Here is a 16375-nt window from a genome sequence, read left to right on the forward strand (position 1 = left end):
ATCGGTTAAGGCCCGACGGGCCCACGGCGGCGGAGCGGCAGTGGGGCGCCCATCACGGCGTACGGCTTCGGTGCGCTCGGGAAGAGCACCTGCCGCGCGAGGTCCACGTAGCCCAGCGAGTGGTACAGCCCGCGGGCCGGGCTGTCGGTGTCGATCGCCGAGAGGATCGAGCGGGGCTCGCCGGCGGTGTCCGTGATGGTGGTGATCAGGGCACGGCCGATGCCGCGGTTCTGGTACCGGGGGTGGACGTGGAGCTCGGTGATCACGAACGAGTTGTCGAGCCAGTCGTCGCGGCCCTGGGCGCGCAGATACGGTTCGACGACGGTGGACCACCAGTGCGCGCGGTCGTTGGGCATCCCGTACACGAACCCGACGAGACGTCCGTCCGCGGTGGTGGCGCCGAACGCGCGGGCTCCCGGGTAGGTCATGTGCCGCAGCACGATCTGGCGGCGTACGGCGACCTCGTCGGCGCCCAGCCCGAACGCGAGGGCCTGGACGGCGAGCGCCTCGTCGACGCGGGCGGGCAGGTCCAGGGTGCCGATCACGACGTCGTCGACGGTACGAGGCATGGTCGTGAGCCTACAGGGGGTGCGCGGGCGGTGTTCGGCTGCGGGCCGTCTGTGACCCACAGCGCCCGGTGGCGCCTGTGGCGACGCTCAGAACAGGACGCTCATGAACGCCCCGACCTCCTGGAAGCCCACCCTGTGGTACGCCCGCCGCGCGGGGGTGTTGAAGTCGTTGACGTACAGGCTCACCACCGGGGCGACGTCCCTCAGCGCGTAACGCAGCACTGCCGCCATGCCCGGTGCGGCGAGGCCCATCCCCCGGTACTCGGGGGCCACCCACACCCCCTGGATCTGGCAGGCCAGCGGGGTCGCGGCGCCGATCTCCGCCTTGAAGACGACCCTCCCGCTGTCGTCGAAGCGGGCGAAGGAGCGGCCCGCGCCGACGAGTTCGGCGACCCGTGCCTGGTAGAGCAGCCCTCCGTCGCCGGCCAGCGGGGAGACGCCGACCTCCTCGGTGAACATCGCCACGCACGCCGGCATGATCGTCTCCAGCTCGTCCTTGCGGATGCGGCGGACGTGCGGATCGGGGACGATGCCGTCGGGCATCCGGTCGGTGACCATGAGCGGCTGGTGGGCGCGGACCTCACGGGCGGGACCCCAGCTCGGCTCCAGCAGCCGCCACAACTGGGCGGTGGACTCGGCGGGGCCGACGATCGAGGAGCAGCGGCGGCCGGTGCGCCGGGCGCGGTCCGCGAAGGCCCGCACCGCGCGCGGGGTGGCGCAGATCGGGACGAGGTTGGCGCCGGCGTAGCAGAGCGAGGTCAGCATGCCGTCCTCGTACCAGCCCCACATCTCGCCACCGAGACGCCAGGGGTCGAGGCCCGCGACATGGACGCGGGAGGTCACGAAGGCGTTCGCGACCGGCTCGCGGTCGAGGACGGCGAGTGCGGCGTCCAGGTCACTCGGTTCGAGGACCCGGGTGGTCGTCTGCGTCAACACGTGCGGGAGCCTCACCCTTGGGTCTGCTGATCTCCGCACTGTACCTGGCGCGCCTGGACGGTGCCGCCCGGTGGGGTCTGCTGTGGCTTCTGGGACCGCCGTGACTCACTGCCGAACGGCAAGACCTATGAACGCCTCCCAGGAGGCGGGCGGGATCGTGAGGGTGGGTCCGGTTCCGGGGGTGTGCTTGGAGTCACGGACGTGGATGGTGGTGGGGCAGGGGGCTACTTCTGCGCACTCGCCGCCGTCGCCGCCGCTGTAGCTGGATTTGCGCCAGGCGAGGGCTACTTCCAGGCACTGGCCGCCTTCGCCGCTGCTGTAGCTGCTCTTGAACCACACGAGCTCGGACAGTGCTTCGGCGTTCATGTGTCTCCCAGCATCTTCTCTACCAAGGCCAGCGATTCGCGCGGGGTCAGGGCTTGGGCGCGCAGAAGGCTGTACTGCTCTTCCAACTCCCTGACTGTCCGACGGTCGGTGAAGAGGCGGCTGTACGTGTGCACCTCCGCGTAGGCGATCCTGCGCCCTTCCTTCGTCCCGATCAAGGTGAAAGGGCCACCGAGTGCCGCGTGCTCCTCCCGGCCGTTCGGCATGACCTGAATCTCCACATTGCGTTGCCGCCCGATGAGCAGGATTTGCTCCAGCTGCCCCCGATGGACGCCCCACCCTCCTAGGGCCCGATGGAGGATGGACTCCTCCATCACAAAGCTGATGATCGGTGCCGGCTTCCGGGAGAAGATCGACTGCCGCGCCAACCGAGCCGTTACGCGCTGCTCGACCACCTCCTCATCGAGCAGCGGGCGCCGCATCGTGAACACCGCCCGCGCGTAGTCCTCCGTCTGTAAGAGGCCGTTGACCACGAGCGTGTCATACACATGCCACTCCACCGCCTCCCTCTCCAACTTCGCCGCATCCCGAAAAAACGCCGGATACTGCGCCCTCTCCATCTCCTCGACCAACTCCAGCAACACCCCGTGCGCCCCGAGCACTTCGTCCGCCCGTGCGATGAACTCCGCCGACGGAATCCGTCTCCCCTGCTCGAAGGACGCGATGGTCGACTCGGAGTAGCCCGTCCGCGACCCCAGTTCGGCACGTCCCATCCCCGCCGCCGTGCGCAACCTCTTCAACTGCCGTCCGAAGATGTGCGGTACGCCCGTCCCCTGCTCCTCGCTCATGCCCCCCTCACCGCTCTCGCGCAGCCTTGGTCACGGCTCGCCGCGCGTACAGACGCGACCCGTCCGCGTACAACCCGCGGTGGTCCCGGCTGAGCCCCTGTTCAACGCTACGCAGCGTGCGCGACCGTGAGCGACATGAAGTCGGCAACGCCCCCCAACTGGCATATTCAGAACCGCGCCGCGCCCGTACACGAGTTCGCCATGCGGTTCACGTCCACTCCGCGCGGCGCGCGGCTCGCCAGGCGTCTGGTCTCCCACCGTCTCGACGAGTGGGGGCACCCCTACGGCGGTCCCCTCAACGAGGCCGTCACGCTTATCGCCTCCGAGCTGGCCGCCAACGCCGTACGGCATGGTCATGTGCCGGGGCGGGACTTCCACGTACGGCTCACCGAGACGCCGGAGGTGGTGCGTCTGGAGGTCTCCGACACCCGTACGGAGCGGCTGCCCGAGTCCCGGCCCCCGCGGGACCCGGCGAGCGACGAGTCGGGACGCGGGCTGCTGCTCGTCGAGGCGCTGGCCGACCTGTGGGGCGTCGTACCGCGCAGCCCGGGGAAGAGCGTCTGGGCGGAAGTACGGCGGAGTCCCGCCACCGACGGGTGACGGGACTCCGGGGAGAAGGGCGGGGAGAAGAAGCGGTGCTCAGCCCGCGACCGACACCGACGGTTCGCCGGAGGCCGTGCCGTCCTGCTGCATCTGCTCGGCGAGCTTCATGGCCTCCTCGATGAGGGTCTCCACGATCTTCGACTCGGGGACGGTCTTGATGACCTCGCCCTTGACGAAGATCTGGCCCTTGCCGTTGCCGGAGGCGACGCCGAGGTCGGCCTCGCGGGCCTCGCCGGGGCCGTTGACGACGCAGCCCATGACCGCGACGCGCAGCGGGACGTCCATGCCGGTGAGGCCCGCCGTGACCTCCTCGGCCAGCTTGTAGACGTCGACCTGGGCGCGGCCGCAGGACGGGCAGGAGACGATCTCCAGGCCGCGCTCGCGCAGGCCGAGGGACTCCAGGATCTGGATGCCGACCTTGACCTCCTCGACGGGAGGCGCGGACAGGGAGACGCGGATGGTGTCGCCGATGCCCTGGGAGAGCAGCGCGCCGAAGGCGACGGCCGACTTGATGGTGCCCTGGAAGGCGGGGCCGGCCTCGGTGACGCCGAGGTGCAGCGGGTAGTCGCACTGGGCGGCGAGCTGGCGGTACGCCTCGATCATCACGACCGGGTCGTTGTGCTTGACGGAGATCTTGATGTCCCGGAAGTCGTGCTCCTCGAAGAGGGACGCCTCCCACAGCGCCGACTCGACGAGCGCCTCCGGGGTCGCCTTGCCGTACTTCTGGAGCAGACGTCGGTCCAGGGAACCGGCGTTGACGCCGATCCGGATGGGAGTGCCGTGGTCCTTGGCGGCCTTGGCGATCTCCTTGACCTTGTCGTCGAACTGCTTGATGTTGCCCGGGTTGACGCGGACGGCCGCGCAGCCCGCCTCGATCGCGGCGAAGACGTACTTCGGCTGGAAGTGGATGTCCGCGATCACCGGGATCTGCGACTTCTTCGCGATGGTCGCGAGGGCGTCCGCGTCGTCCTGCGTCGGGCACGCGACCCGGACGATCTGGCAGCCCGAGGCCGTCAGCTCCGCGATCTGCTGGAGGGTGGCGCCGATGTCCGACGTACGAGTCGTCGTCATCGACTGCACGGACACCGGGGCGTCTCCGCCCACCGCCACCGGTCCGACCTGGATCTGCCGGCTCTTCCGGCGCTCGGCGAGCTTGGTCGGAACGGACGGCATGCCGAGTGAAATCGCAGTCATCTGCTGTGCAACCCCAAGTTGTGGATCAAGGTCCGGTCCCGGAAAACGGCGGGCTCCGGGGTCCGAGATTACGCCACGGACATGAATGCGGAGCACACAGCATCCACGGAGTCCATCCGATGGGCGACCCGGGCCGGGCGGCCGTCCTCGCCGCCGTCGAGGCCACCGTCAAGGCCACGGTTACTCGCGGAGATGAGCGTTCGCTGCGGGATGCGCGTCACCGCTGTCCGCGCCCAGGCCCGCGAGCAGGCGCAGCCCGTCCTCGGCGGGGCTGCCGGGGGCCGCGGACAGCACCAGCAGCTCCATGCCTGATTCGTCCGGTAGCGCGAAGTTCTCCTGGTGCAGTTCCAGCAGTCCGACCAGCGGGTGGCGGTACGCCTTGCGTCCATGGGTGCGGGCGCGCACGTCCGCGCGGGCCCAGAGGCGGCGGAAGCGCTCGCTGCCCATCGCCAGCTCGCCGATCAGCGAGGCCAGTCGGGGGTCCTCGGGGTACTTGCCGGCGGCCAGGCGCAGGTGCCCGACCACGTCGAGGGTGCACTTCTCCCAGTCCGCGTAAAGACCCCGCTCGGCCTCCTCGAGGAAGATGTGCCGGGCGGTGTTCAGGCCCGGCATCGGCCGGCCGTAGAGAAGCCCGGCGAGGCGGTTGCCGGCGAGCACGTCCAGGCGGTGGTCCATGATCAGCGCGGGTGCGTCGGCGACCAGGTCGAGGACGCGCAGCAGCTCCGGCCGGATCCGGCCGCTCGGTGCCTTCGCGCGGCGGCGGCGCTGCCGGGCGAGCCGGTAGAGGTGCCCGCGTTCGGTCTCGTCGAGGCCGAGGACGCGGGCGAGCGCGTCGAGGACCTGCTCGGAGGGCTGGGTCGCGCGGCCCTGCTCCAGGCGTACGTAGTAGTCGACGCTGACTCCGGACAGGTGCGCGACCTCTTCGCGGCGCAGCCCTTCGACCCGGCGGCGGCTGTCGGTGGGGATACCGACGGCCGCCGGGTCGACCCGGGAGCGCCGGGTCCTGAGGAAGCCCGCAAGATCGTCCATGCCCCCCAGTATGGCCTCCGCGGCGCCCGTGAAGGGGGTCCTGCCGATACCAGGAAGTCCCGTCCGACGGAAGAGGCGCCCCTGAACGCCGGGCGTCGCGGCGCCCAGGATCGAGGCACCCGATCCGAAGGAGTTGCCATGAAGGCGCTGATCGTCTACGCCCATCCGGAGCCGAAGTCGCTCAACGGCTCGCTGAAGGACCTCGCGGTGTCCACGTTGGAGGCCGCCGGGCACGAGGTACGGGTGAGCGATCTGTACGCGATGAACTGGAAGGCGGTCGTGGACGCCGCGGACTACGGCCCCCACGCCTCACGTCCGCTGAAGGTCGCCCTGGACTCGGGCCGGGCCTTCGACGCCGGGACGCTGACCCCGGACGTTCGCGCCGAGCAGGAGAAGCTGCTGTGGGCCGACACGATCATCTTCCAGTTCCCGCTGTGGTGGTACACGATGCCCGCGATCCTCAAGGGCTGGGTGGACCGGGTGTTCACCTACCACTTCGCGTACGGCGTCGGCGAGCACAGCGACACCAAGTACGGCGAGCGCTTCGGTGAAGGCACCCTCGCGGGCAGGAGGGCTCTGCTGTCGGTGACCGTCGGCGGCCCGGAGTCGCACTACGCCGCTCGCGGGATCAACGGCCCCATCGACGATCTGCTGTTCCCGATCCACCACGGCATCCTCTACTACCCGGGCATCGAGGTGCTGCCACCGTTCGTGCTGTACGGCGCCGACCGGATGACCCGCGAGGACTACCCGGACGTCGCCAAGGCCTGGGAGCAGCGCCTGCTGACCCTGGAGTCGACCGAGCCGATCGCGTTCCGGCGGCAGAACTTCGGTGACTACGAGATCCCCTCGCTGCACCTGAAGGAGGGACTGGAGCCCGCGGGCCGCACGGGTTTCGGACTGCACGTGCGTGGCTGAACAACCGTGCCCTTCACCCGCGTGAGCTGCGCGGGCGAAGGGCACGACATCACGACCGTGTGGCGGAAAACGACCGTTCAGCTGATCTTCACGGGATTGACGACATCTGCCACCAGGACGAGCAAGGTGAAGCAGACGAAGATCCCGGCCACCACGTACGCCACCGGCATCAGCTTCGCCACGTCGAAGGGGCCCGGGTCGGGGCGGCGCAGCACCTTGGCCACGTTCCGGCGCAGCGACTCCCACAGGGCGCCCGCGATGTGCCCGCCGTCCAGCGGGAGCAGCGGAAGCATGTTGAACAGGAACAGGGACAGGTTGAAGCCCGCGACCAGCATCAGCATCATCGCGATCTGCTGGGACGGCGGGATGTCGAGGGTGAACACCTCACCGCCGACCCGGGCCGCGCCGACCACGCCCATCGGGGAGTCCGGCCGGCGCGGGGCGTTGCCGAAGGCCGCGTCCCACAGGGCGGGGATCTTGCCGGGCAGGGAGACGATCGACTCGACGCCGTTCTCCATCATGTTGCCCATGCGCTGCACGGACTGGTCGAAGGACTGCTGGACGATGCCGGTGGCCGGAGTGAAGCCGAGGAAGCCGGCGTAGACGTACTTGCCCTCGACGTAGCCGCCGTTGCCGTCCGTCTTGCTGACCTGGTTGTTGATCAGGTGGGCGTGCAGGTCGACCATCTGCCCCTTGCGCTCGACGGTGATCGTGACGTCCTTGCCGGGGTTGGCGCGGATGTCGGACTGGAGGGTGGACCAGTCCTTCACCTGCGTCCCGTTGAAGGCCACGATCTTGTCGCCGGGCTTCAGGCCGGCGGCCTGGGCGGGCGCCACCGGGTCGCCCTTCTCGCACTTCGTACGGTTCTCGCTCTGCTGGATGACGCAGTCGGAGACCTTGGAGACCGTGGTCGTCTGGCTCTGGACGCCGAACGTCATCATCACGCCGAGGAAGACCACCACGGCGAGGATCAGGTTCATGAAGGGGCCCGCGAACATGACGATGACCCGCTTCCACGGCTTGCGGGTGTAGAAGAGCCGGGTCTCGTCACCGGGCTGCAGTTCTTCGAAGGACTGCGCCCGGGCGTCCTCGATCATCCCGCGCCACGGGGAGGTGGAGCGGGCCTCGATCCGGCCATCCGGGCCGGGCGGGAACATGCCGATCATGCGGATGTAGCCGCCGAGCGGGACCGCCTTGATGCCGTACTCGGTCTCGCCCTTCTTGCGCGACCAGATGGTCGGGCCGAAGCCGACCATGTACTGCGGCACGCGGATGCCGAAGAGCTTGGCCGTCGACAGATGCCCCAGCTCGTGCCATGCGATCGAGAAGAGCAGGCCGACCACGAAGACGACTATGCCGAGGATCATCATCAGGGTCGTCATGCACGAGCCTCCGCTGTAGCCGTCTGCGCCGTCAGTTCCCTGGCCCGGGCACGCGCCCAGGTCTCCGCTTCGAGGACGTCCGCGACGGTCAGGGAAGTTCCCTGACGAGGGGTGCCGTGCTCCTCGACCACCCGTGTGACCGTATCCATGATCCCGAGATACGGCAGTCCGCCGTTCAGGAACGCGTCCACGCACTCCTCGTTGGCCGCATTGAACACCGCCGGGGCCGTGCCCGCGAGCTGCCCGACGTGCCGGGCGAGTCCCACCGACGGGAACGCCTCGGTGTCGAGCGGGAAGAACTCCCAGGTCGACGCGTTGCTCCAGTCGAAGGCGGGCGCCGCGTCGGGCACCCGTTCGGGCCAGCCGAGTCCGATGGCGATCGGCCCCCGCATGTCGGGGGGCGTCGCCTGCGCCAGGGTCGATCCATCCGTGAATTCCACCATCGAGTGGACATACGACTGCGGGTGCACGACAACCTCAATGCGATCGAAGGGAATGTCGTACAGCAGGTGCGCCTCGATCACTTCCAGGCCCTTGTTCACGAGGGTCGCGGAGTTGATCGTGATGACCGGGCCCATGGCCCAGGTGGGGTGGGCGAGCGCGTCCTTCGGCGTGACGTTCGCGAGTTCCGCCTTGGTACGGCCGCGGAACGGCCCGCCGGAGGCGGTGACGACCAGTTTGCGCACGTCGGCGCGGGTACCGGAGGCGAGGGCCTGGAACAGGGCGGCGTGCTCGGAGTCGACCGGGATGATCTGGCCGGGCTTGGCCAGGGCCTTCACCAGCGGGCCGCCGACGATGAGCGACTCCTTGTTGGCGAGCGCGAGCGTGCGGCCCGCCTCGAGGGCGGCGAGGGTGGGCGCGAGGCCGATGGAGCCGGTGATGCCGTTCAGGACGGTGTGGCAGTCGGAGCCGGCGAGCTGGGTGGCCGCGTCGGGTCCGGCGAGTATCTCGGGGAGGGCCTCCCCCGGCCCGTACTGCGTGCTCAGGGCCTGCCTCAGGGCCGGTACGACGTCCTCGCGGGCGACCGCCACGGTGCGCACACGCAGGCGGTGGGCCTGCTCGGCGAGCAGTGCGACCCGGCCGCCGTTGGCGGAGAGCCCGGTGACGCGGAACCGGTCGGGGTTGCGCACCACGAGGTCGACGGCCTGGGTGCCGATCGAGCCGGTGGAGCCGAGGATCACGACGTCCCGCACTCCGTCCACGGGGTCGAAGACGAGATGGGGGTCGGCAAGAGGGGCTGGGCTGTCGCTCATCCCTCCATTGTGGCCGCAGGGCGGGGGCGGGCGGACAGGGCGTCCCTCTCCCGAGGGTGCGTCGTCGAGCGGACGAGGTGGTCCTGGCCGGCCGTGACACGCTGCCACCGCTCGGCGGGCGCGGCCGATCTGCTCATCGCCGCGACCGCCGAGCTCCGGGGCTCACCCGTACTTGACGCTCTTGCCCGGCCCGCAGCCGTCCGTCACCGGATCGGCCGGTGGACGTTCTCCTTCCGGGACGGGCCGGGTGACGCGTCGGCGATCCACGGACCGTCTCCGGAGGGGTCGGTGATCCCGTCCTCCAGCCACTCGTACGTGCCGGTCAGCACGCCCTTGACCACCTTGCGGTCCAGGTCGTCCGTGTTGGTCCACAGGCGGTCGAAGAGCTCGTCGACGCGGATGCGGGCCTGTCGGCAGAACGCGTCCGCGAGCTGGTAGGCCTCCCGGCCGTGGTCCCCGGTCCCGTGCAGGTGCTCGGCGCGCACGCAGGCCGCGGCCATCGCGAACAGCTCGGCGCCGATGTCCACCACCCGGCCCAGGAAGCCCTGCTTGGTCTCCATGCGGCCCTGCCAGCGGGACATGCCGTAGAAGGTGGAGCGGGCCAGCTTGCGGGCGCTGCGCTCGACGTACCGCAGGTGCGTGGACAGGTCGATCTCCCGGCGGAACTCCCCGAACGCGCCCGGTACCTGCCCCTGTCCGGCGACCAGCTTCGGCAGCCACCTGGCGTAGAAGACGCCCGCGTTGGCGCCCGCCCTCGCCTTGTCGGACAGGGACTTTTCCGGGTCGATCAGGTCACCGGCCACCGACAGGTGGGCGTCCACCGCCTCCCGTGCGATCAGCAGGTGCATGATCTCCGTGGAGCCCTCGAAGATGCGGTTGATGCGCAGGTCGCGCAGCATCTGCTCGGCCGGCACACCGCGCTCGCCGCGGGCCCGGAGGGAGTCCGCGGTCTCGAAGCCGCGCCCGCCGCGGATCTGGACCAGTTCGTCGGCCATCAGCCAGGCCATCTCGGAGCCGTAGAGCTTGGCGAGGGCGGCCTCGATGCGGATGTCGTTGCGGTCCTCGTCGGCCATCTGCGACGACAGGTCGACGACGGCCTCCAGGGCGAAGGTGGTCGCCGCGATGAAGGAGATCTTCGAGCCGACCGCCTCGTGCAGCGCGACCGGCTTGCCCCACTGCTCGCGGGCCGCCGACCACTCGCGGGCGATCTTGAGGCACCACTTGCCCGCGCCCACGCACATCGCGGGCAGCGAGAGCCGGCCGGTGTTCAGCGTGGTCAGGGCGATCTTGAGGCCCTGGCCCTCCTCGCCGATGCGGTTCGCGGCCGGGACGCGGACCCGGTGGAAGCGGGTGACGCCGTTCTCGAGGCCGCGCAGGCCCATGAAGGCGTTGCGGTTCTCCACGGTGATGCCTTCGGAGGCCGACTCGACGACGAACGCCGTGATGCCGCCCCTGTGGCCCTCGGACTTCGGCACCCGCGCCATGACGACCAGCAGGTCGGCGACCACGCCGTTGGTGGTCCACAGCTTCACGCCGTCGAGGACGTACTCGTCGCCGTCGGGCACGGCCGTGGTGGCCAGGCGGGCCGGGTCGGAGCCCACGTCCGGCTCGGTGAGCAGGAACGCGGAGATGTCGGTGCGGGCGCAGCGCGGCAGGAACGTCTCCTTCTGCTCCTGCGTGCCGAACAACTTCAGCGGCTGCGGTACTCCGATCGACTGATGCGCGGACAGCAGCGCGCCGATGGCGGGGCTCGCGGAGCCGACGAGGGCGAGCGCCTTGTTGTAGTACACCTGGGTGAGGCCGAGACCGCCGTACTTCGTGTCGATCTTCATGCCGAGGGCGCCGAGCTCCTTGAGCCCGGTGATCGTCTCGTCGGGGATGCGGGCCTCGCGCTCGATGCGGGCGCCGTCGATGTGTGTCTCGCAGAAGTCGCGCAGTTTGGCGAGGAACTCCTCGCCGCGCTGTACGGCCTCGGCGTCGGGTACCGGGTGGGGGTGGATGAGGTCGAGCCGGAAACGGCCGAGGAACAGTTCCTTGGCGAAGCTGGGCTTGCGCCAGTCCTGCTCGCGCGCGGCCTCCGCGACCTGGCGGGCCTCGCGCTCGGTGACCGTCGGCTTGGGAGTGGGGGCTGTTGGTGCGGTCATGAGGCTCACCTCGCCGCGAATCGGGATGTTTGGGGCGTACGCCGCTCAAGGTGTGGTACGGCGCCCAAGGGTGCCGTACGGCGATCTTGCGGGCGTACGTTACTGACCGGTGCTACTCGATCGTTGGTACCCCGATCCGGGCAAGGTCACCAGTCCTCGCGCACCGACCCGCCGATGAAAAGTGCGTCGGCCGATGCCATCGGGCGCGCCTCGGTGCAAGTCGGCCAGGAGGCGTCCCCCTGCGACAGGCGCCGTCGTGGGTGTTGCGTCGGGGGGCCTTCCGGGGGACGGTTCGGATACCGTCCGTTCAGCGGTCGCCCGCAGCCGGCGAGCTCGCCACGGGCGCTCGGTGAATTTTGGTGTCGAAGCGCTTCGATAGACTATGGACAGCCCACCCACGCCAAGCTACTGTCGAGCCATCCTCAAACGCCCCTGTTCCGCAACGCGCGCACTGTCGAAGCGCTTCACTCACGCTTGGAGAGCTGGATGGTCACCCTCGCCGAGGTCGCCCAGCACGCCGGAGTGTCGGCGAGCACGGTGAGCTATGTCCTCAGCGGCAAGCGGTCCATCTCCGCGTCCACCCGGCAGCGGGTCGAGCGGAGCATCCGGGAGCTCGGCTACCACCCGAACGCCGGGGCGCGCGCCCTGGCCAGCAACAAGTCGAACATCATCGCGTTGATGATCCCGCTCCGCACGGACATGTACGTGCCGGTGATGATGGAGATCGCCATCGCCGTGGCGACCACCGCACGCGCCCACGGGTACGACGTCCTGCTGCTCACCGGCGAGGAGGGCCCGGACGCGGTGCGCCGGGTCACGGGCAGCGGACTCGCGGACGCGATGATCCTCATGGACGTCGAACTGGACGACGAGCGGCTGCCGCTGCTGCGGGAGACGGACCAGCCGTCGGTGCTCATCGGCCTGCCCGCCAGCACCACCGGGCTGACCTGCGTGGACCTCGACTTCGGGGCGACGGGCGCACTGTGCGCCGAGCACCTGGCCGTCCTCGGCCACCGTGACATCGCTGTCATCGGTGAGGCGCCCGCCGTCTACGAACGGCACACCGGCTTCGCGGAGCGCACCCTCGACGGTCTCCGGTCCCACTCCCGGGAGCTGGGCCTGAGGGTGCTGCACCGCCCCTGCGAGGGCGGGTACGACGCGATGGCGGTGACCCTGGCCCGGATCCTCGACGAGCGGCCGGGCACCACCGGGTTCGTCGTGCAGAACGAGTCCGCGGTGGAGCCCCTGCTCGCGCTGCTGCGCCAGCAGGGCCGGGCCGTCCCGGAGGACGTCTCCGTCATCGCGATCTGCCCGGACCAGGTCGCCGTCCAGGCGTCGGTGCGGCTGACGTCCGTCGCCATCCCCGCGCAGGAGATGGGCCGGCGCGCGGTCGAGCTGCTGGTGGCCAAGCTGGACGGCCACGGCACCGACGAAGTGGTGCTGCTCCCACCGGAGCTCACGGTCCGGGCCAGCACCGGACCGGCGCCGTCCGCGCCCTGACACCGCGGCCGCGCGCCGCACCCCGTGCCGTGCTCGCCGGGGCACCCCACGCCGTACGTCTCCCGGGCGCCTGCCATTCCCGGCGCCTGATGTTCCAGGCACCTTCCTGTCTGCACCCCTTCAGGAGCACACCCACCGTGAATCAGCCTGCCGAAGCCCAGCCCAAGGTCAGCCTCGCCCAGTCCTCCCCCACCGTGGGCACCTTCCGTGAGCGGGACGGTGCGCTGGAGTGGAGCGGCCGTCAGGAGACCGTGCGCGTCGAGCCGTGGGGGCCGGACGCCGTGCGCGTGCGGGCCAGGCTCGGCGGCCCGGTCCTCGAGGGGCTGCCGGGCGCCCTGCTCGACGAGCCGCCGGCCGCCGAGAGCACCGTCAAGATCGAGGACGGGCGCGGTCGGCTCACGGTCGGCGCGCTCACGGTGGACGTGGACGCCGAGGGCCTGATCCGCTTCCTGCGTACCGAGGACGGCGGCGAGCTGCTGGCCGAGGAGCGCGCCCACTTCTGGTGGCCGGGCCCGCGCCTGTACACCGCCGTGGGCAACGGCCACCACCGCCTGGAGCAGCGTTTCGCCGCGTACGACGACGAGCAGCTGTACGGCCTGGGCCAGCACCAGCACGGGCGGCTGGACCAGAAGGGGCTGGTCGTCGATCTGGTCCAGCGCAACGCCGAGGTCTCCGTCCCGGTGCTCACCTCCAGCCGCGGCTACACCCTGCTGTGGAACAACCCGGCGATCGGCCGGGTGGAGCTGGCGGGCAACGGCACCCGCTGGGTGGCGGACTCGGCGCGCCAGATCGACTACTGGATCACCGCGGGCGCTCCGGCCGACGCGCAGCGCCGCTACAGCGCGGTCACCGGCCGCACCCCGACGCTGCCTCAGTGGGCGGCGGGCTTCTGGCAGTGCAAGCTGCGCTACCGCACCCAGGACGAACTCCTCGCCGTGGCGCGGGAGTACAAGCGGCGCGGCCTGCCGATCGACGCGATCGTGTGCGACTTCTTCCACTGGACGCACCTGGGCGAGTGGAAGTTCGACCCGAAGGAGTGGCCGGACCCGGCGGCGATGGTGCGGGAGCTGGACGACCTCGGCATCAAGCTGGTGGTGAGCGTGTGGCCGTCGGTGTCGCCGCTCAGCGAGAACCACCCGGTGATGGAGCAGCGCGGCTACTTCGTCGGCACCCAGTACGGCCCGATGGCGCACGCGGACTGGCCGGACAAGGAGGTCGCCTCCACCGTCCAGGTCGCCTTCTACGACGCCACGAACCCGGACGCACGGGAGTTCGTGTGGTCGCGGGTGAAGGAGAACTACCTCGACCCGTACGGCATCACGGCGTTCTGGCTGGATGCCTGCGAGCCGGAGCTGAAGCCGGGCTTCCAGGAGAACCTGCGCTACTGGGCGGGCCCGGGCCTGGAAGTCGGCAACCTGTACCCGGCCGAGAACTCCCGCACCTTCTTCGAGGGCCTGCGGGCCTCCGGCGAGGGCGAGGTGATCACCCTCAACCGCTCGGCGTGGGCGGGCAGCCAGCGCTATGGCGCCGCCCTGTGGTCCGGGGACATCGGCACCGACTTCGCGACCCTGCGCCGCCAGATCGCCGCCGGCCTGAACACCGCGCTGTCCGGCATCCCGTGGTGGAACACCGACATCGGCGGCTTCCACGGCGGCGACCCGGACGACCCGGCCTACCGGGAGGTGATGGTCCGCTGGTTCCAGTTCGGCGCCCTGTCCCCGCTGATGCGCCTGCACGGCTTCCGCGACCCCGGCATGCCGCTCGGCCCGGAGATGACCGGCGGGCCCAACGAGGTCTGGTCGTACGGGGAGGAGGCCGGCGCGATCCTGGAGAAGTACCTGCGGCTGCGCGAGCGTCTGAAGCCGTACGTCCTGAAGGTCATGCGGCAGGCCCACGAGGAGGGTCTGCCGGTGATGCGGCCACTATTCCTGGAGTTCCCCGGGGACGAGCGTGCCTGGCAGGTGTCCGACGCCTACCTGTTCGGGCCGGACCTGCTGGTCGCCCCGGTGCTGGAACCGGGTGCGACGACGTGGACGACGTACCTGCCGGCGGGTGCGCGCTGGCAGGACGCGTGGACGGGTGAGACGTACGAGGGCGGCGCGTCCGTCACGGTCGACGCGCCGCTGGACCGGATCCCGCTGTTCCTGCGGGACGGGGCGGAGCTGCCGATCGCCGGGTGACGGCTGACGACGGTGCGGCCGGTCCCGTCCCGGGGCCGGCCGCTGTCCTGTCGTGGGCCGCCGGGTCAGCTTGCGCAGACCGACCGCAGGGAGCGGACCAGCGCCCTGGTGTGCAGGGCGTCCAGCCGGTCGGCGTGGTGGACCTGGACGGCGGCGAAGGCGAGTTCCGGGTGGCAGGTGGGCACGGCGCGGACCTCGGCCGTGCCGGCGAGGGCCTGGACGAGTGCCGTGTTGATGCGGTTGATCTCCTGGCGGACGACGGCCAGGTCCGGCCGCGTGGTGGGGGCCTGGTCCGGGTGGTCGGTCCACCGCTGGAACAGGCCGCGCTGCACGATCTTGTTCGCTTCTATCTGGTCGCGGAAGATCCGCCGGACCTCGTCCGGGTCCGCACCGAGCTGCTGTGCCTGGGCGGCTACGGAGTCGAGGACCTGCTGCTCGCGGGCGGGGTCGTCGATGGGACTGTCGGTGCCCCACTTCGCCGCCGCCACCAGGTCGGCGGTGGCGAGGCGCTCGGCGGACAGCTCGGCGACGGGATGCAGCGCGGACGCCGAGGGCCGTACGGAGACGGCAGCGGGCGCCGGGAGTGGCGCGGCGGCCGCGGCGGTCGGGGCGGCGAGTACGACGGCCGCGGTCGCCGCGGTGGCCGCGGCGGTCAGGACGCGGCTGAGGGAGGTGGTGGTTCGCATGGCCGCCATCCAACCAACTCCCGTCCGGGCAGCGGAAAGCCGCCCCTCCGCGAAGGGGCGGCTTCCGGCCGGGATCAGCTGCTGGAGACGCTCATGCTGTTGGTGGTGAAGTTCAGGCCGCCGGACGAGGAGGTGATCTCGAAGCCGAACTGGAAGTCGGCGATGGTCACGTTGCCGAACCAGCCCTTGGTGTCCTTGATCCACTTGAGGATCGGCAGGACGTCGACCGTGCCGGCGGTCGAGTTGGAGGTGCGCACGAACGAGAAGACGTCGTTCGCGGTGTTGTTGCCCTTGTAGACGCTCCAGGTGGAGCCGCCGAGCGTCACGGTGCCCTGCGAGGTGCCGAGGGGACCGACGGCGCCGGTCTTGTTGACCCAGAGCATGATCTCGTAGGCGTGGTTGCTGTCCCAGATGTCGTACGACGTGTTGTACGAGCCGGACGACGGGACGGTGACGTTGTAGCTGCTCGTGAGGGACGAGAGCGAGGCGATCGACCTGTTGATCATCTTCTTGGCGTTGGGGTAGGACTTGATCCCGCCGGTGTTCGGGTGGTCGGCCCAGACGCCCCAGCTGGTACCGGAGTTGGCCCAGATGCACTGGCTGCCGGCGCCCTTGCCCCAGATGTTGTTGTAGAGCGTGTAGCCGTTCAGCGTGGTGTTGCCGTACTGCTCGCAGGAGTTCCACACGGCGGCCTGGGCGGGGGCGGAGGCGAGGCCGACGGTGGCGCCGAGGGCGAGTGCGGGGGCGATCAGCGCCTCGGTGAGCCTGCTCAGGGTGCGTGTTGCCATGGTGTCCCTTCCATGGGTGGG

General features: G+C 70.3%; 15 protein-coding genes. 4 read left to right on the forward strand and 11 right to left on the reverse strand.

What is annotated here, in order from left to right:
- Positions 1–5 precede the first annotated feature (5 nt).
- The 4 genes from ACFYZJ_RS21445 to ACFYZJ_RS21460 all read right to left on the reverse strand — a co-directional run bounded on the left by ACFYZJ_RS21445 (position 6) and on the right by ACFYZJ_RS21460 (position 2677).
- Positions 6–569 (reverse strand): GNAT family N-acetyltransferase, encoded by a 564-nt coding sequence (locus tag ACFYZJ_RS21445; protein WP_388570421.1) that lies wholly within the window; start codon positions 567–569, stop codon positions 6–8.
- An 87-nt stretch (positions 570–656) separates the two neighbouring features.
- Positions 657–1505, reverse strand: coding sequence for a GNAT family N-acetyltransferase (locus ACFYZJ_RS21450; RefSeq protein WP_388570423.1), 849 nt, complete (start codon positions 1503–1505; stop codon positions 657–659).
- Between the two features lie 105 nt (positions 1506–1610).
- Entirely contained in the window at positions 1611–1871 is a 261-nt protein-coding gene (locus ACFYZJ_RS21455; protein ID WP_388570425.1) for a DUF397 domain-containing protein, read from the reverse strand.
- Positions 1868–2677 carry a helix-turn-helix domain-containing protein gene (locus tag ACFYZJ_RS21460; RefSeq protein WP_388570427.1) on the reverse strand — a complete coding sequence of 270 codons (810 nt, stop codon included), beginning with the start codon at positions 2675–2677 and terminating at the stop codon, positions 1868–1870. Before ACFYZJ_RS21460 ends, ACFYZJ_RS21455 begins: the two co-directional genes overlap by 4 nt.
- Before the next feature lie 135 nt (positions 2678–2812).
- Here ACFYZJ_RS21460 and ACFYZJ_RS21465 point away from each other — a divergent pair, with 135 nt between their 5' ends.
- Positions 2813–3277 (forward strand): ATP-binding protein, encoded by a 465-nt coding sequence (locus tag ACFYZJ_RS21465; RefSeq protein WP_388570428.1) that lies wholly within the window; start codon positions 2813–2815, stop codon positions 3275–3277.
- 39 nt (positions 3278–3316) lie between these two features.
- Here the strand turns inward: ACFYZJ_RS21465 and ispG are convergent, their stop codons facing one another.
- Both ispG and ACFYZJ_RS21475 read right to left on the reverse strand, forming a co-directional pair.
- On the reverse strand, positions 3317–4474 hold the full coding sequence (gene ispG, locus ACFYZJ_RS21470) for a flavodoxin-dependent (E)-4-hydroxy-3-methylbut-2-enyl-diphosphate synthase (RefSeq protein ID WP_388570430.1): 1158 nt from the start codon (positions 4472–4474) through the stop codon (positions 3317–3319).
- A gap of 180 nt (positions 4475–4654) precedes the next feature.
- Positions 4655–5503, reverse strand: coding sequence for a helix-turn-helix transcriptional regulator (locus ACFYZJ_RS21475; RefSeq protein WP_388570432.1), 849 nt, complete (start codon positions 5501–5503; stop codon positions 4655–4657).
- Between the two features lie 138 nt (positions 5504–5641).
- On the opposite strand from ACFYZJ_RS21475, the gene ACFYZJ_RS21480 reads away from it, so the two are divergent.
- Positions 5642–6421, forward strand: a complete 780-nt coding sequence (locus tag ACFYZJ_RS21480) for an NAD(P)H-dependent oxidoreductase (RefSeq protein ID WP_388570433.1) — start codon at positions 5642–5644, stop codon at positions 6419–6421.
- Between the two features lie 77 nt (positions 6422–6498).
- Here the strand turns inward: ACFYZJ_RS21480 and ACFYZJ_RS21485 are convergent, their stop codons facing one another.
- The 3 genes from ACFYZJ_RS21485 to ACFYZJ_RS21495 all read right to left on the reverse strand — a co-directional run bounded on the left by ACFYZJ_RS21485 (position 6499) and on the right by ACFYZJ_RS21495 (position 11200).
- Complete coding sequence (locus tag ACFYZJ_RS21485) at positions 6499–7803, reverse strand: M50 family metallopeptidase (protein ID WP_388570435.1); 1305 nt, start codon at positions 7801–7803, stop codon at positions 6499–6501.
- The gene (gene dxr, locus ACFYZJ_RS21490; protein WP_388570436.1) at positions 7800–9056 is read right to left on the reverse strand and encodes a 1-deoxy-D-xylulose-5-phosphate reductoisomerase; all 1257 of its coding nucleotides are present in this window, start codon (positions 9054–9056) and stop codon (positions 7800–7802) included. Before dxr ends, ACFYZJ_RS21485 begins: the two co-directional genes overlap by 4 nt.
- 203 nt (positions 9057–9259) lie before the next feature.
- The gene (locus ACFYZJ_RS21495) at positions 9260–11200 is read right to left on the reverse strand and encodes an acyl-CoA dehydrogenase family protein (RefSeq protein ID WP_388570438.1); all 1941 of its coding nucleotides are present in this window, start codon (positions 11198–11200) and stop codon (positions 9260–9262) included.
- 486 nt (positions 11201–11686) lie between these two features.
- Here ACFYZJ_RS21495 and ACFYZJ_RS21500 point away from each other — a divergent pair, with 486 nt between their 5' ends.
- A complete protein-coding gene (locus ACFYZJ_RS21500) occupies positions 11687–12700 on the forward strand; it encodes a LacI family DNA-binding transcriptional regulator (RefSeq protein ID WP_388570440.1) in 1014 nt (337 codons plus the stop codon).
- Between the two features lie 137 nt (positions 12701–12837).
- The gene (locus ACFYZJ_RS21505) at positions 12838–14880 is read left to right on the forward strand and encodes a TIM-barrel domain-containing protein (RefSeq protein WP_388570442.1); all 2043 of its coding nucleotides are present in this window, start codon (positions 12838–12840) and stop codon (positions 14878–14880) included.
- A gap of 65 nt (positions 14881–14945) precedes the next feature.
- On the opposite strand, the gene ACFYZJ_RS21510 is transcribed toward ACFYZJ_RS21505, so the two are convergent.
- Positions 14946–15566, reverse strand: a complete 621-nt coding sequence (locus ACFYZJ_RS21510; RefSeq protein ID WP_388570443.1) for a chorismate mutase — start codon at positions 15564–15566, stop codon at positions 14946–14948.
- A 74-nt stretch (positions 15567–15640) separates the two neighbouring features.
- Positions 15641–16354, reverse strand: a complete 714-nt coding sequence (locus ACFYZJ_RS21515; protein WP_388570444.1) for a hypothetical protein — start codon at positions 16352–16354, stop codon at positions 15641–15643.
- Positions 16355–16375: the final 21 nt, after the last annotated feature.

Source organism: Streptomyces sp. NPDC001848 (genome assembly GCF_042891915.1).
GTDB lineage: Bacteria > Actinomycetota > Actinomycetes > Streptomycetales > Streptomycetaceae > Streptomyces.